This window comes from Staphylococcus massiliensis CCUG 55927 (genome assembly GCF_000298075.1).
Lineage (GTDB): Bacteria > Bacillota > Bacilli > Staphylococcales > Staphylococcaceae > Staphylococcus > Staphylococcus massiliensis.
In genome coordinates, this window is sequence record NZ_JH815593.1 from 1,021,142 (window position 1) to 1,046,184 (window position 25,043).

Genomic DNA, 25,043 nt, shown 5'->3' on the forward strand with positions numbered 1-25,043 from the left:
GGGTTCAGGTTTTACTGAATTTAAATTATGCCCAACCACGGTAACGTGCTGCTTCAGCAGTACGTTTGATACCTACGATATACGCCGCTAAACGCATGTCGATTTTACGGTTTTGAGCTAATGTGTAGATTGTATCGAAAGCTGTTACAAGCTTGTCGTTCATTTTTTCGTAAACTTCTTCTTCTGACCAATAATAACCTTGGTTATTTTGTACCCATTCAAAGTAAGAAACTGTTACGCCACCAGCACTTGCTAATACGTCTGGTACTAATAATACATCACGTTCAGTTAAGATACGTGTAGCAGCTGGTGTAGTTGGACCGTTAGCCGCTTCAACTACGATGCTTGCTTTAATATCGTTAGCATTGTCTTCTGTGATTTGGTTAGCAATAGCTGCTGGTACTAAGATGTCACAATCAAGTTCGAATAATTCTTGGTTTGAAATTGTGTCATCGAACAGGTTTGTTACTGTACCGAAGCTATCACGACGGTCTAATAAGTAGTCGATGTCTAAACCTTCTGGGTCGTGTAATGCACCATAAGCATCTGAGATACCTACGATTTTAGCACCACGGTCGTATAAGAATTTAGCAAGGAAACTACCTGCGTTACCGAAACCTTGGATTACTACGCGTGAACCTTCAAGTTTCATATCACGACGTTTAGCAGCTTCTTCGATTGCAATTACAACACCCAATGCAGTAGAACGGTCACGGCCTTGTGAACCACCTAATACAATTGGTTTACCAGTGATGAAACCTGGTGAATTGAATTCATCGATAGCACTGTATTCGTCCATCATCCAAGCCATAATTTGAGAGTTAGTGAATACGTCTGGTGCCGGAATATCTTTTGCTGGTCCTACGAATTGTGAAATTGCACGTACGTAGCCACGTGATAAACGTTCAACTTCATGGATACTCATTTGTCTTGGGTCACAAATGATACCGCCTTTACCACCACCGTATGGTAAATCAACGATACCGCACTTCAATGTCATCCACATTGATAATGCTTTAACTTCTTCTTCATCAACGTCTGGGTGGAAGCGAACCCCACCTTTAGTTGGTCCAACAGCATCGTTGTGTTGTGCACGGTAACCTGTAAACGTTTTAACTGTACCATCATCCATACGCACAGGGATACGTACAGTTAAGAAACGTAAAGGTTCTTTGACTAAATCATACATCCCATCATCAAAGCCAAGTTTATTCATTGCTTCTTTAATAATTTCTTGCGTGGAAGTCACTAAATTGTTCTTTTCAGTCATGATCCTATTCGCCTCTTTTTCCTATCATTGTTTTCGCTTTCAAAACTATTGTAACATAAGCACACCTTTTTAAAAGGGATTTAATTGCTTAATTTTACAAATTTCATAAGAAAATGAAAACGCTTTATTATTGTTCGAATACTTGCTTAACTTTATCAATTGCGAAATCTAATTCTTCTTTTGAAATGATAAGTGGTGGTGCAAAACGAATTACTGTTTCATGTGTTTCTTTACATAGAATACCGAGTTCTTTAAGTTTTTCACAATAAGGTCTTGCGTTTTCGTTTAATTCAACCCCGATGAATAAGCCGCGTCCACGTACTTCTTTAATAACTGGGTTTTCAATTTTTTGTAATTCTGATTTGAAGTATTCACCAAGTTCTAATGAGCGACCTGCTAAATCTTCGTCAATAATAACGTCTAATGCAGCCATTGAAACCGCACATGCTAATGGGTTACCACCGAATGTAGAACCGTGAGAACCTGGAGAGAATACACCTAGTACTTCTTCATCTGCTAATACTACAGAAATTGGAAGTACACCGCCGCCTAGGGCTTTTCCTAAGATGTAAACATCAGGTTTAACGTTATCCCAATCTGTAGCGAATAATTTACCAGAACGTGCTAAACCAGCTTGGATTTCGTCCGCAATGAATAATACATTATGCTCATCACATAATTCGCGGATTTGTTTTAAGTAACCTTCTGGTGGAATGTTGATACCAGCTTCACCTTGGATAGGTTCAACAAGTACTGCTGCAGTGTTTTCGTTGATTGCTTCTTTTAATTGATCGATGTTACCGAAGTCAACTTTAACGAAACCTTCTAATAAAGGACCATAACCGCGTTGGTATTCCTTTTCTGAAGATAAAGAAACTGGAGCCATTGTACGACCGTGGAAGTTACCGTTCATTGCTACAACTTCTGCTTGGTTTGGCTCGATACCTTTAACTTCGTAAGCCCAACGACGTGCTGCTTTAAGTGCAGTCTCAACCGCTTCAGCACCTGTATTCATTGGTAATGCTTTGTTTTTACCAGAGATTTTACAGATTTTTTCATACCATTCACCTAGGTTGTCACTGTGAAAAGCACGTGAAACAAGTGTCGCTTTTTCAGCCTGATCTTTAAGTGCTTGGATAATTTTAGGATGTCTATGTCCTTGGTTTACTGCAGAATAAGCAGATAACATATCCATGTATTTATTGCCTTCTGGGTCTTTAACCCAAACCCCTTCAGCTTCTGAAATTACGATTGGTAGCGGTAAGTAGTTGTGCGCACCAAAATGGTTTGTTTGTTCAATAATTTGTTCTGACTTAGTCATTATATCTCCCCTTTACAAAATTGTAGGGTAAATGTCACACCCTATTGGAACGTTACCACAATTGTACCACTACAAATTTAAATTTACAGCGATACAATCGAGGACGTTCTAAAATGCTTATTTACCCTACGTCATTTATCTATTCAACAATGTTTAGTAAATTCTAATTTAAAATTAAAGTGCTTCAGAAACTGTGCGACCTTGTAAGTGAAGAACAAGGTAATCTGGTCCACCAGCTTTAGAGTCTGTACCAGACATTTTGAAACCACCGAATGGTTGGTAACCAACGATTGCACCTGTGCAACCACGGTTGAAGTATAAGTTACCTACCATGAAGTCACGGCGCGCTTGTTCTAATTTCATTCTGTTGTTTGAAATTACAGCACCTGTTAAACCGTACTCAGTATCATTAGCAAATTCGATAGCTTGGTCGAAGTCTTTTGCTTTAGAGAAACCTACAACTGGACCGAAGATTTCTTCTTGCATGATACGGCTATCGTGTTTAACGTCAGCGAATACTGTTGGGTAAACGAAGTTACCTTTAGATTCGTCAGTGTTACCACCTGCAACTAAGCGACCTTCTTGTTTACCGATTTCAATGTATTCTTTGATTTTGTTGATTGATTTTTCATCGATAACAGGACCCATGAAGTTATCGTAGCTTGAAGCGTCACCAACTGTTAATTTTTCAGTTTCAGCTTTAACTTTTTCTACTAACTCGTCATAGATTTTTTCGTCAGCGATAACACGTGAACAAGCTGAACATTTTTGACCAGAGAAGCCAAATGCTGAGTAGATGATCGCATCTGTAGCGACTTGTAAGTCTGCTTCGCTATCTACAACGATTGTATCTTTACCACCCATTTCAGCGATTACGCGCTTAAGGTGAGCTTGACCGTCTTGGATTTTAGAAGCTTTTTGCATAATGTCAGTTCCGACTTTCTTAGAACCTGTGAATGAGATTAAACCTACATCTTTATGCTCAACTAATACATCACCAATATCTCTTGAAGAACCTGGTACCCAGTTTACAACACCTTTAGGTAATCCTGCTTCTTCTAACACTTCCATGAATTTGTAAGATATTACTGGTGTGTTTGAAGATGGTTTTAATACTACAGTGTTACCAGTTACAACTGGAGCTGCAGTCGTACCAGCCATGATTGCATAAGCAAAGTTCCATGGAGAGATAACAACACTTACGCCGATTGGTAAGTAATCGAATTGGTTATATTCACCTGGACGTGATTCAACTTTCTTACCGTCTTTTAATTCAAGCATTTGACGGCCGTAATATTCCATAAAGTCAATAGCTTCAGCTGTATCTGCGTCTGCTTCTTTCCATGGCTTACCGCCTTCTAAAGATAATAAAGCTGAGAATTCATGTTTACGACGACGTGTAATTGCTGCCGCTCTGAATAAAATGTCAGCTCTAGTCTTAGGATCTACTGTGCGCCAAGTTTGGAAAGCTTCTTTTGCAGCTGCAACAGCTTTATCTGCATGCTCTGCACTCGCTTTAGAAACATAACCGATTGTTTCTTCTTTATTAGATGGGTTGTAAGAACGTGTTTTGTCATCAGTATAGATACGTTCACCATTAATGATTAATGGATACTCTTTACCAAGTTCTTGCTTAACCTTTTCTAAAGCTTTTTCATAGGCTTCACGATTCTCCTGTTTCGTGAAATCTGTGAATGGTTCATGTTTATATGGAATCATTTATTAAATCCCCCTTGTTTTATTTTAGGAAAACCCTTACATACTTATAATGACATATAATATTAGCGATTAAAAGCGAAAAACACAGAAAATTTAAATGATTTAAAAATCGGGTTAAATTACACACCTACATCACCTTAATATGACAAATAATGAGCAAATTGTATTTTTAGGTGTAAATCATTTAGAGGCTTAAACGCATAGATTTATGTGATACATTAAAACTATCAATCTTAAAGTATAACTTTTTAACCTACCCTGGAATCTACTTAAGAAAGGATAGTTTCTTATGCAAGGTATCAATCATATTACGTTTTCAGTATCTGATTTAAAGCGCTCTATTTATTTTTACAATCACATTTTAAAAGCCAAATTGATAGTAGAAGGTCATTCCTCAGCATATTTAGATTTAGCAGGCATATGGTTAGCATTGAATGAAGAAAAAGACATACCTCGCGATGAAATAAAGTATTCTTATACGCATATAGCTTTTTCAATTGAGGAAAATGCTTTTGAAGAATGGTATGAATGGTTAGTTGAAAACGAAGTAAATATTCTTGAAGGAAGAACAAGAGACGAGCGTGATAAGAAATCTATTTATTTTACGGATCCTGATGGTCATAAATTAGAACTACACACAGGGACTCTTGATGATAGAATAAAATATTATAAAGAAGCAAAACCTCATATGAGATTTTATTAATTACTACATTATTCTAAACTAGTACTCCCCTGATTTAATCTTCAAATTTAATTAAGAAAATACTTACTATACATTACATATAACGCATAAAGTTTTCTCTAAGAAAAGTTATTTAACATGCATTTTTGTATTAAACACAAAAAAACCACTTACGCTTCCTCTACGTAAGTGGTTTATCTTCGTGCTTTAATGTCACTGCTGTTTTGATTGTTTAACCCATTTCGGTAATCTTTCTTTTAACGTTTGAAACCCATAAACTTCAGTTTCTTCGATTTCTTCCAACACTGAACGTTTTGATTTCTTACGTTCATAGTTCTTAAAGTAATCGTTATCTTTAAGAGACAAATTCAGTTTTCCTTCATGATCAATAGATAGAATTTTAGCTTTTACAATTTGTCCTTCAGACAATAATTTTTTAATATTATGGACGTAATCATCCATAACTTCAGAAATATGAATTAAACCTTCAGTATTGTCAGGGGTTTCAACAAAAGCACCATAGGGTTGAACACCAGTAACACGTACTTTTACATGTTGACCTACTTTATACTGATTATTCAACAATATAACCCCTTAAACTCGTTTGATATGTTAACACAATAATCATAGCATAAATTAGTAGGCAGTACGAACGAATACGTTGAATTTATCTTAATCTTTTTATTGCTTTACTTTTCAAGAAGTGGTTTAATGACCTGTCATCCAAGGTCGTTGCGCATTATTATTACGTCGTGGCTTATTCTTCATCAGTTTATCACCACTAACGACGCGTGGTGTCTTACCGCGTTCAATACGCTTTTTAAGATTTTGGTCCATTGAATACGTCTGAAAAGGCACAAAGACACGTTTCGCCATTTCGTCGCAATTCGGGCACTTCGCAACTTCGTGGTTATCCTTTATAGACTGACGTAAGTTAAATGAACCGCAGTTCGCACATTCATATGTGTAACTTGGCATTACTCATCTGGCTCCATGTCAGGTAATACGCCTTTATTGAAGATCTCTTTAGGTAAAGCAACTGTACAACAAGAGTTCGGAATATCAACAATGCCTGCAACGTTACCTTGCATAGGCGCAGAACCAAGTAACATGTAAGCTTGTTCACCTGTAAAGCCACGTGTTTTGAGGAATTCGATCGCATTTAAACAAGCATTACGGTATGCTGTGTTTGCATCTAAGTATGTTTGATCACCACTAAATTCATTAACTGAGATACCTTCGAATACGATGTAATCTTGATAGTTTGGCATAACTGGACCTGGGTTAAACGCTGGGTTACGTTTGATGTTGTATTTATCCATGCCGCCTTTGATCACGTTTACGCGTAATTCGATCCAACCTGGCATTTCAATACCGCCACAGAATGTAATTTCACCATCACCTTGTGAGAAGTGGATGTCACCTACTGATAATTTAGCACCATCAACGAATACTGGGAAGTAAACGCGTGAACCTTTAGATAAGTTTTTGATATCACAGTTACCACCATTTTCACGTGGCGGAACCGTACGTGCACCTTCTTTAGCAACACGTTCAAAGTCTTTACCTTTTAAAGTACCTGCAACAACTGCATCAGTGTCAGGTAAATTAGCTAAAGGTGGTTCGCGGTGAGGATCTTTATCTACAAGTGCCTTTTCACGACGATTCCACTCATCTAACATATCTTGAGATGGTGCAACACCAATTAAACCTGGGTGAATAATACCAGCAAATTCAACGCCTGGTACGTGACGGCTTGTCGCATAGATACCGTTAAAGTCCCAAATAGATTTAGCCGCATTTGGATAATGGTCAACTAAGAAACTACCGCCGTTAGTTTTATCAAAGATACCATTGAAGCCCCATTTATGTTCATCGAAAGCACCAATGTCTAAGATATCTACAACTAATAAATCACCTGGTTCAACACCGTTAACATGAACTGGACCACTTAATACGTGTACACGATTTAAGTTAACGTGTTTGATATCACTTGGGTCGTCATTGTTAGAAATTTGACCGTCAGTCCAGTCTAAACATTCCATTCTAAATGACTCACCTGGATCTACTGAGAACGCCGCTGGAATATCCGGGTGCCAACGGTTATGTCCTGGATGGTCCTGTTTGTCCATAGTTTTGTTTAAATCAACGTTAAATAACTTCTTTGGCATAATAAATTCCCCCTACTAAAGTTTTAAATTGATTATGTGTCTGAATTTTCTGTTAATTACAATTGTAACATATCTTTATTAAGTCGATATTGATTTATAATGAAATAATTTAAATCGTAATTATTATGATTTAATAATTAAATTTGTTTACAACATCTTCCCATTTCACCAGCTTTCTATTTTTCCCTATTTTTAAAAGCCACGCCAGGTTTCGTTTGCTTAGAAGCCTTTATATATTTTTTATTTAAATACCTTGATTCAAATTTCCTTGTAAAAGCCACGTCCCTATAAAAGCAAGCTAGTTAAAGTGCATTATTTAATAAGTGCTCATTTTGTATTCTACTTTCAAGACTTTGCATCCGCGGAAGACGTATTCACTAAAACAAACACTTCCATCTTATAGGGCTTTTCAAGAAAGAAAAAAGTCCTAACGCACATAGCAATTATACAAGCTATGATAGTTAGGACGTTACAATTAATTAACCTTACAACTACTTTTTAACGCAACCGCTTGATCTGCAATTGCTTTACAACGTTCATAAGGAATCGTCGTTTCAAACGAGAATTGGTAAATGTTTTGAATCTCATGAGCAATCTTATCTGGTTCACCAAGCTGATGAACCTGATCCATCACTTCGTACACTTCCGCGTCACCTAGCGTAGGATCATCAAAGTTCATTGGATTCCAATTTGCGATGAGTTTATATAATTCGATGTTTAAATCATTATTATTCATAAATAAACTCCTTCAATCGTAAATTATGCGTCGATATCGATTGATTCGATGACAACGTCATACATAGGCTTGTCATTTGGGCCTACTTTAACACTAGCGATATCTTCTAAGACATCTTCACCCTCAATTAATTGACCGAATACTGTATGTTTTTGGTCTAACCAAGGTGTACCGCCTTTCTCTTTATACGCATCCGCGATTTCTTCAGGCCAACCGCCATCTTTTAATTGACTTAACATTTGACCTGGAAGTTCTTTCATTTGAACAATGAAGAATTGAGATCCATTCGTATTTGGACCTGCGTTAGCCATAGATAAAGCACCGTATAAGTTAAACGCATTCATAGAGAACTCATCTTCAAATGAACCACCGTAAATACTTTCGCCACCCATACCAGTACCAGTAGGGTCGCCACCTTGAATCATAAAGTCGTTGATTACGCGGTGGAACGTGATTCCGTTATAATAACCATCTTTAGATAACTTAACAAAGTTCTCTACTGTTTTAGGTGCAATATCAGGGAATAATTTTAATGTCATATCACCTTTGTTTGTATGCATAACAACTTTAATTTCGTTGTCTTTGATTTCTTTACTTAACTGAGGAAAGTTTGTCATCTTCATTCTCCATTCATGATAAAATTAATGTATTAACTATTCTAACATAATTTATGAAAGGAAGTTTATAACATGTTATATCAATTTAGCCATAAAACAGGTACATACGCTGTATCTATCGTAGAGGAAAAGGCTGATCAAACATTGGTTCAGATTGAGCAAGTTGTAAAGCACCCGAAACAAGGTGACTTACACAACCCGAACGATGTTGAAGGTGTATTCTTTCATGAACGTCGTGCTTTAAGCCAATTTGAAAAGCGATATACACCAAAGTCACGACTTAAACCATTTGAAGGTGAAGAGCAGTCGTATACAGCGTCACTTCAAGACGCGATAACAGCGCTTGAAGATAAACTTAAAACTAAAGACACCGAACATAGCGCGCTTTCTTTAAAATGTTTAAATACTTTAAAGGAAGATTATGGTCGTCAATACAAGACTGAATTTAAATAAGACAATGCTTCACGCTTAACAACGGAGGATAGGACATGAAAGAAAACATCAATATCAGTGATCTTAAACCCGAGCAATACCCCTATGCGGATGAACAAATACTTAAAAAACAAATCAACAAATATGAAGGCTTTGATACCTTATTACTTTTAGTAATATCCATTACTTTATTGTTACCAGTTATCTTTGATTACAAGAATAGCGGCATCGTGTTAGCTATTACGAGTTTAATCAACATCATTGCTTTAATTTATATCAGTGTCGCGCGACGTTCTTGTAAAAAGAAAATTACAAATGTACTAACTAAATACCAACCGGAACACCATGCAGTCAGTGTTGTAGGCAACTTTGAGGTCATTCAAGCGATAACGATATATCTTTTAATCGCGACTTGCTTCATTACTCTCATCGTTTCAGTCATCAAATTAGTAAGTTAAATGAACACATAGACAGACAACCTTTTATCAAATCGTAAGTTTTAATGAGAAAATATAAAAAGTTTCAAATAAATTTTACCTTTCTCATTTCTACTTTCTACCTATTTAACAAATCTTTTTAAATAATCATTATCGATTAAATTCGTGTTTTTATCAAGTTAATTAATCATGTATAATGAAATTAATACAAGTAAAAGGGAGGACACATAATGGGAATAATACATATTGCAGTTTTGCTACCGTTATTATTTGCCCTCATTATTCCTATTTTGTATCGGTTTTATAAGCGGATACATTTAGGTTGGTTTGTTTTACCTGTCCCTGTCATTTTATTTATATATTTTCTTACTTATATTCAAAATATTATGTCAGGTCAATCGATTGAGAAAACAGCGAAATGGATGCCACAAATTGGTATGAACTTCGCCGTTCATCTAGACGGTTTAAGTTTTCTCTTCACACTATTGATAACAGGTATTGGCGCCCTCGTTGTACTTTATTCGATCGGTTATTTAAGTCAAAAAGAACAACTTGGCAATTTCTATTGTTATTTGCTCTTATTCATGGGTGCAATGCTAGGGGTAGTTTTATCGGATAATTTAATGGTTTTATATTTATTTTGGGAGTTAACATCATTCTCAAGTTTCTTACTCATTTCTTATTGGAGAGAGAAGAAAGCATCACTATATGGTGCTCAAAAGTCGATGTTAATTACAGTATTTGGGGGATTATGTTTACTTGGTGGATTTATCTTACTTGCACTTGCAGGCAAGACGTTAAGTGTTTCTGAATTAATCGCAAATGCTGATAAGATTCACAATTCACCTACATTCATCATGGCAATGGTACTTGTGATTATCGGTGCGATGTCTAAATCAGCACAATTCCCATTTTACATCTGGTTACCAGATGCTATGGAAGCACCTACTCCAGTTAGTGCTTACCTACACTCAGCCACAATGGTTAAAGCTGGTATCTATTTAATTGCTCGTGTAACACCAATTTTCGCAATCTCACAAGGATTCATATGGGCCGTAACGGCGTTTGGCCTTGTAACTTTATTCTGGGGTTCACTCAATGCGACAAAGCAACAAGATTTAAAAGGTATCTTAGCTTTTTCAACAGTTTCACAGTTAGGTATGATTATGTCCATGCTTGGAATTGGTGCAGTAAGCTATCATTTCCAAGGCGATGAAAGTCAACTCTACTTAGCAGCATACACGGCAGCTATCTTTCACTTAATCAACCATGCCACATTCAAAGGTGCCCTATTCATGATTACGGGTGCTGTCGACCATGCTTGTGGTACGAGAGATATTACGAAACTTGGCGGATTAGTTACAATCATGCCGATATCATTTACACTTTCAATTATTACGGCTTTAAGTATGGCAGGTGTACCACCGTTCAACGGTTTCTTATCTAAAGAAAGTTTCTTAGAATCAATGATTCATGTTACTCAAGCACCATTATTTAGCTTAAATACAATTGGATTACTTATTCCAATTGCCGCAATTCTTGGTAGTGTATTCACATTTGTATATTCGATTCGATTTGTAGGAAGTATCTTCTTAGGTTCATATAAACCAGACAAACTACCTAATACGCCTCATGAAGAATCATGGTTAATGCTTTTATCACCAACCATCTTATCAATCTTAGTTATCGGTTTTGGTTTATTTCCAAACATTTTATCTAAACCAATCATTGAACCGGCAGCTAACGCGATATCTCACTCAGACAAAGCACACGCAGAATTCCATTTATTCCATGGATTTACACCAGCGTTTTTCTCAACATTATTTATTTACGTACTTGGTATTCTGTTAATTCTTACATTTCATAGATGGGTTGGTAAATTACACAAGCACCCTGAACGTTTCATGTTGAACAATTGGTATGATCAAATCGGTAGATATACACCATTCTATTCAACAAAACTTACACGAACATACATGACTGGCTTTATTCGTAACAACTTAGTGATCATCTTCAGTATGCTGATCTTAATTACTGCAGTTACATTAATTTTCGTGGACTTTTCACTTGATTTTGAAAAGGTAAGTTCAGTAAGAACGTTCGAAGCAATCACAGTTGTCATGATTACAATTGCTAGTATCATGATTGTATTTGCACGTTCAAGACTATTCAGTATCATTATGCTAAGTGCGGTCGGTTACTCAGTTGCGATATTCTTTATCTTCTTTAACGCACCTGACTTAGCATTAACGCAGTTTGTCGTTGAAACGATTTCAACTGCACTATTCTTATTATGTTTCTATCATTTACCAAACTTAAGTCGTTACAACGAAGATCGTTCATTTAAAGTGGTAAATGCACTCATTTCAATAGGTGTCGGTGCAGTCGTAACAATACTTGGTTTAATTGCTTACGGCAATAAGCATTTCCCATCTATTGCAGAATTTTACCAAAAGCACGTCTATGACTTAGCAGAAGGTAAAAATATGGTTAACGTTATTCTCGTTGACTTCCGTGGTACCGATACGTTATTCGAATCATCTGTATTAGGTATTGCAGGATTAGGTATTTACACACTTATTCGTCTTCGGGCTAAGCATAAAAATGGCTATGAAAGGATTGAGAGAAATGAACAACCAGAAGAATGATATGATATTCCAATTTTCTTCCATATTAATCTTCTTCTTAATTATGCTGTTCGGTTTCTCTTTATTCCTAGCCGGACACTACACTCCAGGCGGCGGATTTATTGGTGGTTTACTTGTTTCAAGTGCACTCGTCATGATTGCAGTCGCATTTGATGTTAAAACACTACGTAAAATCTTCCCTTGGGACTTTAAGAAGTTAATCGGTGTTGGATTATTCTTTTGTGTCGCAACACCACTAGTAAGTTTCACATTTAACAAAAACTTCTTTACACATAAATCTTTCGACATACCATTATTCATACTTGAACCTATGCACTTACACACAGCTGTATTCTTTGATTTAGGTGTCTTATTCGCGGTAGTCGGAACTGTAATGACAATAATATTAACGATTGGAGAGAATGAGTAATGGAGATATTAATGATTTTCGTTTGCGGTATCTTAACTTCAATTAGCGTTTACCTCATTCTATCTAAGAGTTTAATTCGTATTGTTATTGGTACGACACTATTGTCACATGCAGCGAATTTATTCTTAATTACGATGGGAAGTTTAAGAGACGGTGCTGTGCCGATTTATGATAAACATACATCCGATTATGTCGATCCAATTCCACAAGCACTGATTTTAACAGCAATTGTAATTTCATTTGCGGTTACTGCCTTCTTCTTAGTTTTAGCTTTTAGAAGTTATAAAGAGCTTGGTACCGACAACGTAGAGAAAATGAAGGGAGTGCCTCAAGATGATGATTAAAGAGAATTTGCTTATCATGACATTACTCGTACCGATGTTTACAGCAATTATACTCATATTCATCGGTAAACGCCCTTTTGTTAAACGTTACGTTGCCTTACTTGGTACGCTCATTACATTCCTATTCTCAATTTGGAATCTCATTAACGTTTATCAAAATGGTACGCTTAAGCTCGAGCTTGGCTCTTGGAAAGCACCATACAGTATCGTATTTGCAGTTGATTTATTTAGTGGATTACTCATCGTTACAAGTATTTTAGTAACAATCCTCATCATATTATTCTCATACCAATCCATCGGGTTACATAGGGAGACTTATTACTACTATTTCGCAGTTATGTTTATGTTAACAGGTATCATTGGTGCCTTTATGACAGGCGATATCTTTAACCTATTCGTATTCTTCGAAGTATTCCTAATGTCATCATATGCCTTACTTGTGATTGGTGGTACTAAAATTCAGCTTCAAGAAAGTGTAAAGTACCTACTCGTAAACGTTGTGTCATCCGCATTCTTCGTTATTGGTGTAGGTATCCTCTACTCAGTAGTTGGAACGTTAAACTTAGCACATATTAGTGAACGTTTAATCGAGCTTTCTCAACATGAAAAAGGCCTTGTAAGCATCGTATTCATTTTATTTATATTTGTATTCGCTACGAAGGCCGGCGTATTCCCAATGTACGTATGGTTACCTGGTGCTTATTACGCACCACCATTTGCGATTATCGCATTCTTTGGTGCCTTACTTACTAAAGTTGGGGTTTATGCGATTGCTAGAACGTTAAGTTTATTCTTTGATACGACAGTATCATTTTCACACTATACAATATTGGCACTCGCCCTACTCACAATCATATTCGGTTGTGTTGGTGCAGTAGCTTACCATGATACGAAGAAGATTATCATTTATAACATTATGATTGCGATTGGCGTTATACTAGTCGGTGTCGCGATGATGAACGAAAGTGGTATGATTGGTGCCATTTACTACACACTTCATGATATGTTAGTTAAAGCATCACTCTTCTTCTTAATCGGTATCATGTATAAGATTACGAAATCTACAGATATTCGTAAGTCAGGTGGACTGATCAAACACTATCCGTTACTCGGCTGGGCATTCTTTATCGCAGCTTTAAGTTTAGCTGGTATTCCACCGTTCAGTGGGTTCTACGGTAAATTCTATATCGTTCAGGCCACTTTTGAAAAAGGCTTTTACGTAAGTGGTATCATTATTTTACTATCAAGTTTAATCGTTTTATATTCAGTGATGCGCATATTCTTAGCGAGCTTTTTTGGAGAACCAAGGGGTTATAAGGTTAATCCAAACTTACATTATAAAGGGCTCTTAACAGCTGGTGTTCTATCCGTTGTGATTACTGTCGCATTTGGATTATGTGCAGACTTATTGTATCCACTTATTGAACAAGCAGCCGTATCATTCTATGATCCACAATCATATATTGATAGCATAATGGGGGTGAAATAATATGGCCATACAAATCGTCATTAACATCTTTTTAGCTGTATTTTGGATGTTCTTATCAGACAGTTATACACTCAATAACTTTGTATTAGGATTCCTGTTCTCTTTAGCATTTGTGTATCTAATGCGCCATATTTTACCCGGACGCTTTTACATGATTACGTTATATCGCATCTTTAAGCTCATCTTGATATTCTTACTTGAGCTATTAAAGGCAAATGTCGATGTAATACGTATCATCTTTCAACCAAAGATTCAAAACGAACCCGCATTTTTCGAATATGAAACTGAATTAAAGAAAGATTGGGAAATCGTGTTACTTGCAAACCTCATCACGTTAACACCAGGTACCGTCGTATTAGGCGTTAGTGATGACCGCAAGAAACTGTATATTCACTGCGTAGACTTTAGTACTAAGGAAGAAGAAGTCGAAGGAATTAAAACATCGCTTGAAAAAGCGGTGAGAGAGGTAGGCGAACTATAATGGATTATAAAATTTTTATTGTTATCGCATTGATTATTGTTGCACTGTCCATGTTAGCAATTTTAGTTCGAGTTATTCTTGGTCCTACCCTAGCCGACCGCGTCGTAGCACTAGATGCACTCGGTATTCAGTTAATGGCTACAGTTGGTTTATTCTCGATATTACTCGATACGCACCATATGATTGTAGCCATACTGTTAATCGGTATCTTAGCCTTCTTAGGAACAGCCGTATTCGCCAAATACATGCAGAAAGGTCAGGTGATTGAAAATGATCGCAACGATCGTAATTAGTATCGTAATTATCTTAGTTATTTTAGGTTCGTTATTCAGCGCATTTTCAGCTATAGGCTTACTTCGCCTCCCTGACGTATATTCTAGAAGTCACGCTGCAGGTAAAGCTTCAACACTTGGTTCAATGCTGTTATTACTCGGTGTCTTCTTATTCTTTATCGGCGAAGAAGGCTACGTGAATTTCCAAATTCTGATTGGTTTATTCTTCGTGTTTATAACAGGACCACTATCAAGCCATTTGGTTATGAAAGCAGCTTATAACCTAGGCACACCTTATACCAAACGTACTAAATTAGACGAAATTAAAGATAAAGATTAAAGCGCTTGAGATATAACTTGTGAAATAGAGCATTTAGCTTTAACATACACAATTTATTAAAACAGCTGACTCCTAGGGGAGTAGCGTGAGTCTGGAGACTACAGGCTCCAGCCACGCCCCAGGAAAGCATGCTGTTTTAAGGGAATTGTGTGGTATGTATCTCAAGCCCAATAAGAAAAATCCCGGTTTCACAAGCACGCTTGAGACGTGCCTTGAAACCGGGAATTTTTTTAGTTAATTGAGTTGCTTATTGTCCTTTTCGAAGTGGTTTAATCATAATCGTGCCTCGCATCACACATAACAATTCAGAAGCCTCATTCATAATTTGAATATCCCAAATATGTTGCGTGCGTCCTTCATGAATAATGCGCGCAGTACAATATATATAACCTTCTCGTTCAGACTTAATATGGTTCGCATTCATTTCTTGACCTAAGGGAATAAATTGATTTGAATCGATCATATTCAACGATCCCATTGAACAAGCCGTTTCACCAAGTGCCATAGACACACCGCCATGTAGATATCCGAAAGGTTGCTTCGCCATATCTGTAATCGGCATCTTAAGCTTGATATATCCGCTTTCTTGTTCCACAACTTCTATTTGAAAAGCCTTTAAAAAATCCATATTTAAGTCCTCCTGATTTCACATATACCTTTAAAGTACCATCGCTGCTATTGTACCAAAAATAATTAAAGGGATATTGTAAAATACAAAGTTCGGAATACATGTATCACGAATATGGTCGTGCTGACCATCCATATTTAAACCTGCTGTAGGCCCTAGCGTCGAATCACTTGCAGGTGAACCTGAATCACCAAGCGCACTCGCCGTACCAATTAACGCGATTAATGCCATGGTACTTAAACCAATAGATTCACCGAACGGAATAAATAATGCCGCAATAATCGGTATCGTCGCAAAGGATGAACCAATACCTAATGTCACGATTAATCCGATAACATACATCAACACAACGCTAAATAACTTATTTCCACTTGATAACGTCGTAAGGGCTTTTACTAGATCATCAATATCGCCAGTCTCATTCATAACCCCCGCAAAGCCATTCGCAGTTAAGATAACCACGCCAATATACGCCATTAGCTGAATACCTTTGATAAATTCGTCATCTAAGTCTTTCCACTTGTACACCCCAGAGATGAAGAAGATTAACACCCCTGCAAGCGCACCGAAGATCATAGAATCCGTCAACATTTGCGTAATAAACGTCGCTAAAATCGCAACTACAGTTGTCACAATCACTTTAGGTTTCAGCGAAATATTCGTCGTATCTAATTTGTCATCATTCTGGTGATACGTTCTCTTCTTTCTAAAGACAAAGAACGCCATGATAAGCCCCGCGATATAACCGAGAGAAGGGATTAACATCGCCTTCCAAACCATTGTAATGTTCATGTCATGGTTCGCTTTATGAAAAGCCTTTGTGATAATTTCGTGGAAAATATGACCAAACCCAAATGGTAGGAGTACATATGGGAAACAAAGTCCAAATCCAATAATCATCGCAATTAAACGACGATCAATTTGAAGTTCATTAAATAAACTTAATAATGGTGGTACAACAATTGGGATGAAAGCAATGTGTACGGGTATCACGTTTTGACTCATAACACTAAGTGCGAGTAAAGCAATGATAATACTCACTTTAACTTTAATACGTGATGCTTTATTATCCTTTGCTTTAATCGATTGAATCACCTTAAGTACAAGGTAATCCGTGATGCCACTATATGAAATCAGCGCCGCAAACCCACCAAGTAAGGCATAACTTAGCGCCACTTCTGCTCCATCGACAATATTTTTACTAAATACTTCAATCACTTTATTTATCTTTAAGCCTGAAATCATACCGCCAACTAACGCACTTATAAACAAACTAATCACTACATTGATGCGCAGTAGACACAGTACAATCATTAAAATTACGGCTATGACAACCGCATTGATCATACGCCCACTCCTTTAATTCATTATCGTACTAAAGCGTTATGATTTATCCTACCAATTTACAAGCAACCTGTCAACTTCGATTTTTTATTAAAAAAGGCGAGTGTGAAGTCGCTTGGACTCCGACACTCGCCGTGCTTCAATATAAACCTTTTGATTACTGTTGGCTTTCATTTTTTATCCAATTTACAACCAATTGAATTAAGTAACCTGTTGGACCTTTAGGACCTTTATGAGAGGCTTTTGAAGTAGTAGCTGGACCTGCAATATCAAAGTGTAAATGCGGCGTCTCGCCACTAAAGTGCGTTACAAAGGCTGCCGCGAACAGGGCTTTTCCATGGGCATTAACGTGATTGGTTAAATCTGCTACATCAGAACGACGAATCGCTTGGCGCTCTGTTGATGTAATCGGCAGTTCGAATAAGAATTCATCGCGATACGCGGCTTCCTTTAAAATGCCATCGCGTTCGTTTTGAGCTTGATGGTTCATAACAGCTGCCTTGTCACTACCTAGTGCGACTACTGACGCGCCCGTTAACGTCGCAAAGTCTAGAATGAGACGAGGTTGAAACTGATTGCTATAGAATACGGCGTCACCTAAGACTAAGCGCCCTTCAGCGTCTGTATTCGGCACTTCAACTGTTTCACCGCTTAATGCCGTAAACACATCGTCTGGCTTCATAGCGCGGTTACTAATCATGTTCTCAGCCATCGCAATAACGCCGACAACGTTAATCGGTAATTCGAGTTTAGCGATCGCATTCATCATGCCGATGACATTGCTCGCACCACACATATCGAATTTCATCGTAGGCATACCTTGTTTCGATTTAATCGAGTAGCCACCTGAGTCATATGTGATCCCTTTACCTACTAAGGCAACAGGTGCAACGTCGTCTTTCGCACCCTTGTATGTGAGCGTCACCAATCGAGGCGGGTTAATGGAACCCTTGCCCACTGCTTGGAGTAATCCGAAGCCTTCTTGTTCAATCGCGTGCTCATCCTTAATATCAACTTCAACATTTCCTCCTTTGAAAAGCCCTTTCACCTCTTCGGCAAAGTAGTCCGGTGTAAGGATATTTGGCGGCATGTTACTGAAATTACGTGCAATATTAATAGATTCACCGATGACTTTTCCTTCTTCAATAGAAGCACTTAGGTTACGCGCTTCTGACGCAATATGTACATCCATTTTGAATGGTGGCTTTTTATTTGATTTGTAATTATCGAATTCATAAATCGCTTGTTCGCTTTGTAAGCCAAACGTCGCCGCTACCTCTTCATCAGGAACTTGGTTGGATAAGAAAGTATCGAAGAAGATATCGTAAGACGAGATGCGATTATCCTTAAGATATTGGAATAAATATCCAAAGATTTTTAAGTAGTCGGCATATGTTAAGTGATTACGATTACCTACACCAACCGAAATCAAACGAACCAAGTTATCGTTAACTTTCGCGATGGTTGATCGTACCTGGCCTAATTCTGATTCAATCACATGATGTTGTTTTAAATCTTGAAGGGATGTTTCGAATAAAGCGTTGATGTCGTCGTAATGAGGCATTTGATTTAGATGCGTTGGAATCCCAATAATCATCGTTTCTGTCTTAATATTGTATATTTGATCGATAGAATATTTCACTTATATCGCTCCCCTTTGTTGATATAAATAACGGGTCTAAGACATTTATCCTGTTTCTTAGTAGCTCGCCAGTTACTTACTGGCGAGCTCTCAAGGAAACAAGTTCAATTCAATCTGATCATTGAATCGTCATAAGTCTTAGACCCTTTATAAGTAATTATAATGATTTAAATTGGTTGAGATTAAAATTTACCTTTTTTGAATGCTAGGCCGAATCCACCAATTTTGTAGATAGCGCGTGTATCGATAATTTTCTTCATGAATGAAGCTTTTTTACCAGCGATATCTTTACCGAATACAACACCTACACCATCGTGTGCACCTAATGAGCAAACTGTACCACGGTCGATGTATTCGAATTTATCTGTTGGATTACCATTTAAGATGTTTGCAATGTTTTTAGCAGTTGCTTCACCTTGTTGCATAGCAATTTGTGCTGTTGTAGGTAATGGACGTTCTTCACCTTCTGGGATGAATGCTGAGCAGTCACCAATAACGAAGATATCGTCGTAACCTTTGATTGTTAAGTCTGATTCGTTAACAATACGGCCACGTTTAACGCCTTCGAATGATTCTTCCATTAATTCACTACCACGAACACCAGCAGCCCATACAGCTGTGTTTGCTTCTAATTGTTGTTCTTTATCGTCAACTTTAACTACGAAACCTTTTTCGTTAGCTGCAACGATTGGTGTCGCAATTTTGAATTCAACACCACGGTCTTCTAAGAAGCTAACTGCATAGTTAACAAGTTCGTCTGAGAACATTGGTAACATTTTAGGAGCCGCTTCAACACAAGTGATGCGAACTTTATCTTGGTCTACGCCGTATTTATTACATAATTCAGGGATGCGTGTAACAAGTTCACCTAAGAATTCGATACCTGTAAAGCCAGCACCACCAACTAAAATAGCTAAATCATTTTCGTCTTTTTCTTTTGAAGACGCATAGTTCGCAAACTTATCTTCGATATGACGAGATAGTTTACGTGATGTTAATACGTTTTCGATTTGGAAAGCATAATCTTTCATGCCTTCAATACCGAATGTTTCTGAAATGAAACCTAAAGCAACTACTAAAATATCAAAATCATAAATACCTGAGTCAGTTTCTACTTTCTTAGCATTACGATCGATTTTAGTTACTTCTGCTTTAACGAAGTTTACTTTACTATTGTCAATTGCTGTTTCAATTGGGTAAAGTAACTCTTCATAGTTAATCGTACCTGCTGAAGCTTCATGTAACCATGTAGATTCATAATGGTAATCATTTTTGTTGATAAGTGTAACTTCTGCATCTTCTGCTGAAATTAACTTTTGTAGTTTTGTAATAGTTTGTAAGCCAGCATAACCTGCACCTAATACAAGAACTTTTTTACGATCTTGAGCCATTTTATTCACCTATACTTTCATATATTTGTAGTACCTATATGTCTTTCTTCTTGTATACCCTAAACTTACGATAATATACAATGAGACAATGATCATCCAATATTAATTTTATAGTTTTTTAAAGAACAATTCAAGCAAACGTGTAGATTAACACGTTGCTTCATTGTTCGGGATTTGAGTTATTAGCAATCTTCTGGATTACCTGCTACCTTAGCAGTTCTAAATGACGTTCCACAACCACAAGATGCAATGGCATTTGGATTGTCAATTTGGAATCCGCCGCCCATAAGTGATTGTTTAAAATCAATTGTTGTGCCGTCTAATACCGGTTTATCGTATTCGTCTACTAATACTTTAAGTCCATAATATTCTAAGACTTCGTCCTTTTCACCAGGTTCTTCTTCTGCAGACATACCATAAGTTAAACCTGTACAGCCACCACCGTTAACGTTCACTTTTAGGTAGCCATCTGGCATTCCGTTCTTTTCAAGCATATCTTTGACTTCGTAAGCTGCTGCTTCTGTTAAAATAACTGTTGGCATTATATTACCTCCTTAAAATATCCATGTTTCTTCTATATGACGGTAGATGTTTTGTAATAAGTCGTCAGGCGTTTCACCTTCAACAATATCACCATTAACTAAGGCGTACAATCCACTTGAACACATGCCGCAATTTTGCAGGCATCCATAGTCTAAAACATCTACGTTGGGATCATTCTCTAATTTTTGAAAAACTACATCGCCACCTCGTGCAAGATTAGAAATGCAGAATTCAACTATTGGATTCATAGTCCACCCTCTCATGTCGTTTTAATGACCACATTATAACAAATTTAAAGGGCTTTTCATATGCTCATGACTTAGTAAACGTGTCGTTCCACACACATAAGATTTACAACTTTTATTGTAGTTTAATTCAAAAGGCTCTATAATATTAAATGAATAAGTTCATTGATTTGTACGTCTTGTACACATTAGAAACTGTTTAATAAAGGGGAGTCAACATGAAAAATTTAGTTCTTTTAGGCGGGGGCTATGGTAACATGCGTATTTTATCGCGCATTTTGCCAGATGAATTGCCAGAGGATTATAGTGTTACATTGATTGATCGTATGCCTTATCACGGCTTAAAAACAGAGTTCTACGCACTAGCTGCAGGTTCTAAGTCGGATAAAGAAGTACGTGTTCAATTTCCAGATTCAAAACGTATTAACGTCGTTTATGGCGAGATTACAGACATTGATTTAGATCAACAAATTGTTTCAGTTGGCAATAATCGCATTGATTATGACGAGCTTGTTATTGGTTTAGGTTGTGAAGATAAGTATCACAACGTACCAGGCGCGAGAGAACATACGCGTAGTATTCAAACACTTCAAAAAGCAAGAGACACTTACCATGATATTAGTAACTTACCGATGAACTCATCAGTAGGTATTGTAGGGGCTGGTTTAAGTGGTATCGAACTTGCGAGTGCGTTACGTGAGAGTCGTTCAGACTTAAATGTGATTCTTTATGATCGCGGTGAACGTATCTTAAGAAACTTCCCAGAGAAGTTAAGTGATTACGTTGAAAAATGGTTTAAGAAACATGATGTTACAGTAGTACCTAACTCAGACATCGTTAAAGTTGAGCCAGGTCTTATCCATAATAATGAGGACACTGAGAAACTTGACCTTATCGTTTGGACTGCAGGTATTCAACCTGTTGAACTTGTACGTAACTTACCAGTTGATATTAGTAAGAGTAACCGTGTTATCGTTAACCAATATCATCAAATTCCAACATATAAGAACGTCTATGTAGTTGGGGACTGTGCAGAATTACCTCATGCGCCAAGTGCGCAACTTGCTGAAATTCAAGCTGATCAAATTTCAGACGTTATGAAAAAGACTTGGAAAGGTGAAGCTTTACCTGATAAGATGCCTGAAATCAAAATTCCTGGTTTCTTAGGTTCTTTAGGCGAGAAGAAAGGTTTCGCTTACATGATGGATACGACAGTTACAGGTCGTTTAGCTTCAATCTTGAAATCCGGCGTATTATGGTTATACAAACACCATAACGGTTAATTCGAATATAAAAATAACCTGATGTATTGCGGTTCTATTAGAGAACTTTACCATACATCAGGTTTTTAATTTCATTATTTTAATGATAGTAATTAAGGATAAAACTAACTTATAGAAAGCTAAAGATTTACTTAAATCTACCTTCCTAAAAGTGCCTTGTTTAACATATCTTATAAATAAATTTACAAAACTTAATTTCCTAACAGCTGACTCCTAGGGGTGGGGCCCCGGCATAGAAATTTGCGATAGCAAATTATCAAGCTATGCAAGCTGGGGCTTTCAATATTATGAGCAAAGAAGCTCTGGCTTCTTTGTATGTTCAACTAACGAATTAAAAATTCGAGTTGAACTTTACAGGAAAGCATGCTGTTGAGGAAATTTAGTAAAAGTCTAACCTAAAACTATTGAATTTGATTAAAGCATAATTTAGCGAGTTATTTTAAAAGGCCTTTTAAAAAAAGAAACGCTTTATGCGTTGGCATAATGTTGATCCACGAAATTCGTAATTTGCTTAAGTTGAATATACCCATCCGCTACATATTCATCATCCATTGTTATCAGTGGATAAAACAGTTCGTCCTCTTCGATTCGTTCAATATATTGCACATCGTGGTCAGATAATTGTTCATGATCTTTCTGAATATCAATGTACGTGTATTCAAATTGAATGTCAGGATATTTACGCTCTAAAACGGGTTGAATCCATTCGTATGTGTCCTTTGATGTAGGTGCATTTACACAACTCGCACAAACGACATCCGCACCATATACGACGACGCTCACTTTAGTCAATGACAGTTCCCCCTTTTGAATGATAGATTTTTTCTTACGTATCTATTATAATAAATTAATAAGCATAAACTGAAATATTTTACTTGAAAGGAGGCATTTATATGCCTACTGAAAATACAACAATGTATGATCAAGTTGCGGTTGTTATTGAAAAGCTACGTCCGTTCTTATTACGTGATGGTGGCGATTGTTCGTTAGTAGACGTGGAAGACGGTATCGTTAAATTACAATTACATGGCGCTTGTGGTACATGCCCTAGCTCTACGATTACGTTAAAAGCAGGTATCGAAAGAGCGTTAGTTGAGGAAGTACCTGGAGTTGTAGAAGTTGAACAAGTATTCTAAATAGATTAAAGGGTTTAGGACATTGAGTAACTCGTCCTAAACCCTTATTTTTTATGCCTTCTTTAAATATTACCTCTTTATTTTTCTTTCATATGTTGTTCGATGCGTTCGTTGATATATACATAACCTTTATATCCAATATGTACGGCATCGCTCACTACATACGGCTCATAGTCTTTATCGGTCATATCATAGACTTTGCCGTGATGTTTCTTAATCGTAGATGTAATTTTATCGTACACCTTATCACGTCGTTCTTTCTTAATCCCAATGTGATCATACCATTTACCATTAGTCAGAATGACGATGAATAATGCATCCGCTTCAGCTTCATGTAGTGTATCTACGAGTAACGCTAAATCATCGTATTCTTTGGACTTCGTACGAAATTCATGATTACGATTAATTTTACGTTTATTGGCTTTAATTAAATCCCAATATTCATCTCGAATTTTAAATGCGTTCGAGGACGTTTGCTTTTGACCATAATCTTCTGCAAGTTGCTGCATCTCTTTATAAGGCATATCTTTCGTTGTAACAGGTTCAACTTTCATAACAGGTGCTTTTTGATTATGAATCGTAAAGTTCGACTTGATCGCATCAATCTTATTTAAATTGTGTGCTTCAAACGAAGATAAGAATGGTTCCTCTGGCAAGGTCTTCGTTTCAATTAAACTTTGAAGATAATCATTATCTTTCATAGCTTTGAAACGTGAAACTTGCTTAGCGAAACGAATTTTTAGTTCAAGTGGCATCTTATCTTGTTGAAACAACTGATTCATTTGAAGTTTTGAATGTCTTGCATCAAAGTTCACGTTCGTTAAACCCTTTCGTGTGAACCATTGAGGCGAAATAATGATCGCTAACTTCTTCCCCTTTAACTGGTCATACTGTGCACCGATAGACATCATTTGAATTAAATCTGTGGACCCACCTGCTCCAACTAAGAACGGTGTGTAACCCGTTTGTCGTTGATCGAGTACAATACCTGGACTAAATGGGTCGTCCTTTTCAAGTTCACTAGACCCAAAGATCGGATAGTATGCATCTGATGCCCACATGCGATTCTGAATTGAAGTACCTTTTAATACTTCGTCATCCAAACTTAACCGACGCTCTTTAATGTCTGTAGCCTTAAGGGGCTTTTCAAAGAGGGAGCTTGGTAGAAGTAGGAAAATAATAAACACGCACCCACTAATGATAATGGGTAGAAACAATTTGAAGTTCATCGTAATTCGTCGAGGGCTGCCACAATTTTATTAGGTGTCGCCCACTTTTCTCTATCAAAATCCATGATCGAAACTTCGATGTCGAGCTCGTTTTGAATCTCAAGTAATAAACCTACTGTTTGGAATGAGTCGATAATCCCCTCTTCAAATAATTCGATATCAGGATTCGTTTTGACACGATCATCTTCAGTTACATTTTCTAAAATATCTAAAACTTGTGCTTTAAAGTCCATA

General features: G+C 37.0%; 29 protein-coding genes. 12 read left to right on the forward strand and 17 right to left on the reverse strand.

Annotated features, from left to right (window positions below):
- Positions 1–25 precede the first annotated feature (25 nt).
- The 3 genes from A33S_RS0105175 to pruA all read right to left on the reverse strand — a co-directional run bounded on the left by A33S_RS0105175 (position 26) and on the right by pruA (position 4,310).
- Entirely contained in the window at positions 26–1,270 is a 1,245-nt protein-coding gene (locus tag A33S_RS0105175; protein WP_009383473.1) for a Glu/Leu/Phe/Val family dehydrogenase, read from the reverse strand.
- A 127-nt stretch (positions 1,271–1,397) separates the two neighbouring features.
- The gene (locus A33S_RS0105180) at positions 1,398–2,591 is read right to left on the reverse strand and encodes an ornithine--oxo-acid transaminase (RefSeq protein ID WP_009383472.1); all 1,194 of its coding nucleotides are present in this window, start codon (positions 2,589–2,591) and stop codon (positions 1,398–1,400) included.
- A gap of 174 nt (positions 2,592–2,765) precedes the next feature.
- The gene (gene pruA, locus A33S_RS0105185) at positions 2,766–4,310 is read right to left on the reverse strand and encodes an L-glutamate gamma-semialdehyde dehydrogenase (protein ID WP_009383471.1); all 1,545 of its coding nucleotides are present in this window, start codon (positions 4,308–4,310) and stop codon (positions 2,766–2,768) included.
- Positions 4,311–4,599: 289 nt separating this feature from the next.
- Here pruA and fosB point away from each other — a divergent pair, with 289 nt between their 5' ends.
- Positions 4,600–5,013 carry a FosB/FosD family fosfomycin resistance bacillithiol transferase gene (fosB, locus tag A33S_RS0105190; protein ID WP_009383469.1) on the forward strand — a complete coding sequence of 138 codons (414 nt, stop codon included), beginning with the start codon at positions 4,600–4,602 and terminating at the stop codon, positions 5,011–5,013.
- A gap of 192 nt (positions 5,014–5,205) precedes the next feature.
- Here the strand turns inward: fosB and ygs are convergent, their stop codons facing one another.
- The 5 genes from ygs to A33S_RS0105215 form a co-directional block, all read right to left on the reverse strand.
- Positions 5,206–5,574 (reverse strand): S1 domain-containing post-transcriptional regulator Ygs, encoded by a 369-nt coding sequence (gene ygs / locus A33S_RS0105195; RefSeq protein WP_009383468.1) that lies wholly within the window; start codon positions 5,572–5,574, stop codon positions 5,206–5,208.
- A gap of 126 nt (positions 5,575–5,700) precedes the next feature.
- Positions 5,701–5,970 (reverse strand): FmdB family zinc ribbon protein, encoded by a 270-nt coding sequence (locus A33S_RS0105200; protein WP_009383467.1) that lies wholly within the window; start codon positions 5,968–5,970, stop codon positions 5,701–5,703.
- Positions 5,970–7,163, reverse strand: coding sequence for a formamidase (gene fmdA, locus A33S_RS0105205; RefSeq protein ID WP_009383466.1), 1,194 nt, complete (start codon positions 7,161–7,163; stop codon positions 5,970–5,972). The genes A33S_RS0105200 and fmdA overlap by 1 nt, the downstream gene beginning before the upstream one ends.
- A 475-nt stretch (positions 7,164–7,638) precedes the next feature.
- A complete protein-coding gene (locus A33S_RS0105210; protein WP_009383465.1) occupies positions 7,639–7,899 on the reverse strand; it encodes a DUF1871 family protein in 261 nt (86 codons plus the stop codon).
- Between the two features lie 23 nt (positions 7,900–7,922).
- On the reverse strand, positions 7,923–8,516 hold the full coding sequence (locus tag A33S_RS0105215) for a peptidylprolyl isomerase (protein WP_009383464.1): 594 nt from the start codon (positions 8,514–8,516) through the stop codon (positions 7,923–7,925).
- Between the two features lie 72 nt (positions 8,517–8,588).
- On the opposite strand from A33S_RS0105215, the gene kapB reads away from it, so the two are divergent.
- The 9 genes from kapB (at position 8,589) to A33S_RS0105260 (ending at position 15,368) form a co-directional block, all read left to right on the forward strand.
- A complete protein-coding gene (kapB, locus tag A33S_RS0105220; RefSeq protein WP_009383463.1) occupies positions 8,589–8,969 on the forward strand; it encodes a sporulation phosphorelay system protein KapB in 381 nt (126 codons plus the stop codon).
- 35 nt (positions 8,970–9,004) lie between these two features.
- Entirely contained in the window at positions 9,005–9,406 is a 402-nt protein-coding gene (locus tag A33S_RS0105225; RefSeq protein ID WP_009383462.1) for a hypothetical protein, read from the forward strand.
- 209 nt (positions 9,407–9,615) lie between these two features.
- The gene (locus A33S_RS0105230) at positions 9,616–12,033 is read left to right on the forward strand and encodes a Na+/H+ antiporter subunit A (protein ID WP_009383461.1); all 2,418 of its coding nucleotides are present in this window, start codon (positions 9,616–9,618) and stop codon (positions 12,031–12,033) included.
- Complete coding sequence (locus A33S_RS0105235; RefSeq protein ID WP_009383460.1) at positions 12,014–12,442, forward strand: Na(+)/H(+) antiporter subunit B; 429 nt, start codon at positions 12,014–12,016, stop codon at positions 12,440–12,442. The genes A33S_RS0105230 and A33S_RS0105235 overlap by 20 nt, the downstream gene beginning before the upstream one ends.
- Positions 12,442–12,786, forward strand: coding sequence for a Na+/H+ antiporter Mnh1 subunit C (gene mnhC1 / locus A33S_RS0105240; protein WP_009383459.1), 345 nt, complete (start codon positions 12,442–12,444; stop codon positions 12,784–12,786). The genes A33S_RS0105235 and mnhC1 overlap by 1 nt, the downstream gene beginning before the upstream one ends.
- Positions 12,779–14,275, forward strand: coding sequence for a Na+/H+ antiporter subunit D (locus A33S_RS0105245; RefSeq protein ID WP_009383458.1), 1,497 nt, complete (start codon positions 12,779–12,781; stop codon positions 14,273–14,275). Before mnhC1 ends, A33S_RS0105245 begins: the two co-directional genes overlap by 8 nt.
- Position 14,276: 1 nt before the next feature.
- The gene (locus A33S_RS0105250; protein WP_009383457.1) at positions 14,277–14,756 is read left to right on the forward strand and encodes a Na+/H+ antiporter subunit E; all 480 of its coding nucleotides are present in this window, start codon (positions 14,277–14,279) and stop codon (positions 14,754–14,756) included.
- On the forward strand, positions 14,756–15,049 hold the full coding sequence (locus A33S_RS0105255) for a Na(+)/H(+) antiporter subunit F1 (RefSeq protein ID WP_009383455.1): 294 nt from the start codon (positions 14,756–14,758) through the stop codon (positions 15,047–15,049). Before A33S_RS0105250 ends, A33S_RS0105255 begins: the two co-directional genes overlap by 1 nt.
- Complete coding sequence (locus A33S_RS0105260) at positions 15,027–15,368, forward strand: Na+/H+ antiporter subunit G1 (RefSeq protein ID WP_009383453.1); 342 nt, start codon at positions 15,027–15,029, stop codon at positions 15,366–15,368. Before A33S_RS0105255 ends, A33S_RS0105260 begins: the two co-directional genes overlap by 23 nt.
- 247 nt (positions 15,369–15,615) lie before the next feature.
- Here the strand turns inward: A33S_RS0105260 and A33S_RS0105265 are convergent, their stop codons facing one another.
- The 6 genes from A33S_RS0105265 to A33S_RS0105290 all read right to left on the reverse strand — a co-directional run bounded on the left by A33S_RS0105265 (position 15,616) and on the right by A33S_RS0105290 (position 21,164).
- Positions 15,616–15,996, reverse strand: a complete 381-nt coding sequence (locus tag A33S_RS0105265; protein ID WP_009383451.1) for a PaaI family thioesterase — start codon at positions 15,994–15,996, stop codon at positions 15,616–15,618.
- A 30-nt stretch (positions 15,997–16,026) separates the two neighbouring features.
- Positions 16,027–17,343 carry a Na+/H+ antiporter family protein gene (locus tag A33S_RS0105270; protein WP_009383449.1) on the reverse strand — a complete coding sequence of 439 codons (1,317 nt, stop codon included), beginning with the start codon at positions 17,341–17,343 and terminating at the stop codon, positions 16,027–16,029.
- Positions 17,344–17,497: 154 nt separating this feature from the next.
- Positions 17,498–18,982, reverse strand: coding sequence for a leucyl aminopeptidase family protein (locus A33S_RS0105275; RefSeq protein WP_009383447.1), 1,485 nt, complete (start codon positions 18,980–18,982; stop codon positions 17,498–17,500).
- Between the two features lie 182 nt (positions 18,983–19,164).
- The gene (locus A33S_RS0105280) at positions 19,165–20,373 is read right to left on the reverse strand and encodes an NAD(P)/FAD-dependent oxidoreductase (RefSeq protein WP_009383445.1); all 1,209 of its coding nucleotides are present in this window, start codon (positions 20,371–20,373) and stop codon (positions 19,165–19,167) included.
- A gap of 182 nt (positions 20,374–20,555) precedes the next feature.
- Positions 20,556–20,915, reverse strand: coding sequence for a HesB/IscA family protein (locus A33S_RS0105285; protein ID WP_009383443.1), 360 nt, complete (start codon positions 20,913–20,915; stop codon positions 20,556–20,558).
- A 12-nt stretch (positions 20,916–20,927) separates the two neighbouring features.
- Complete coding sequence (locus tag A33S_RS0105290; protein ID WP_009383441.1) at positions 20,928–21,164, reverse strand: YuzB family protein; 237 nt, start codon at positions 21,162–21,164, stop codon at positions 20,928–20,930.
- A 215-nt stretch (positions 21,165–21,379) separates the two neighbouring features.
- Between A33S_RS0105290 and A33S_RS0105295 the strand changes: the two genes are divergently transcribed.
- A complete protein-coding gene (locus tag A33S_RS0105295) occupies positions 21,380–22,444 on the forward strand; it encodes an NAD(P)/FAD-dependent oxidoreductase (RefSeq protein ID WP_009383439.1) in 1,065 nt (354 codons plus the stop codon).
- A gap of 468 nt (positions 22,445–22,912) precedes the next feature.
- On the opposite strand, the gene A33S_RS0105300 is transcribed toward A33S_RS0105295, so the two are convergent.
- The gene (locus A33S_RS0105300) at positions 22,913–23,236 is read right to left on the reverse strand and encodes a YuzD family protein (protein WP_017176624.1); all 324 of its coding nucleotides are present in this window, start codon (positions 23,234–23,236) and stop codon (positions 22,913–22,915) included.
- Positions 23,237–23,337: 101 nt separating this feature from the next.
- Here A33S_RS0105300 and A33S_RS0105305 point away from each other — a divergent pair, with 101 nt between their 5' ends.
- Positions 23,338–23,580: a NifU family protein gene (locus A33S_RS0105305; RefSeq protein WP_009383435.1), complete on the forward strand. Its 243-nt coding sequence runs from the start codon at positions 23,338–23,340 to the stop codon at positions 23,578–23,580.
- Positions 23,581–23,657: 77 nt separating this feature from the next.
- On the opposite strand, the gene dltD is transcribed toward A33S_RS0105305, so the two are convergent.
- Both dltD and dltC read right to left on the reverse strand, forming a co-directional pair.
- Positions 23,658–24,809 (reverse strand): D-alanyl-lipoteichoic acid biosynthesis protein DltD, encoded by a 1,152-nt coding sequence (dltD, locus tag A33S_RS11635; RefSeq protein ID WP_081502233.1) that lies wholly within the window; start codon positions 24,807–24,809, stop codon positions 23,658–23,660.
- A complete protein-coding gene (gene dltC, locus A33S_RS0105315) occupies positions 24,806–25,042 on the reverse strand; it encodes a D-alanine--poly(phosphoribitol) ligase subunit 2 (RefSeq protein ID WP_009383432.1) in 237 nt (78 codons plus the stop codon). The genes dltD and dltC overlap by 4 nt, the downstream gene beginning before the upstream one ends.
- Position 25,043: the final 1 nt, after the last annotated feature.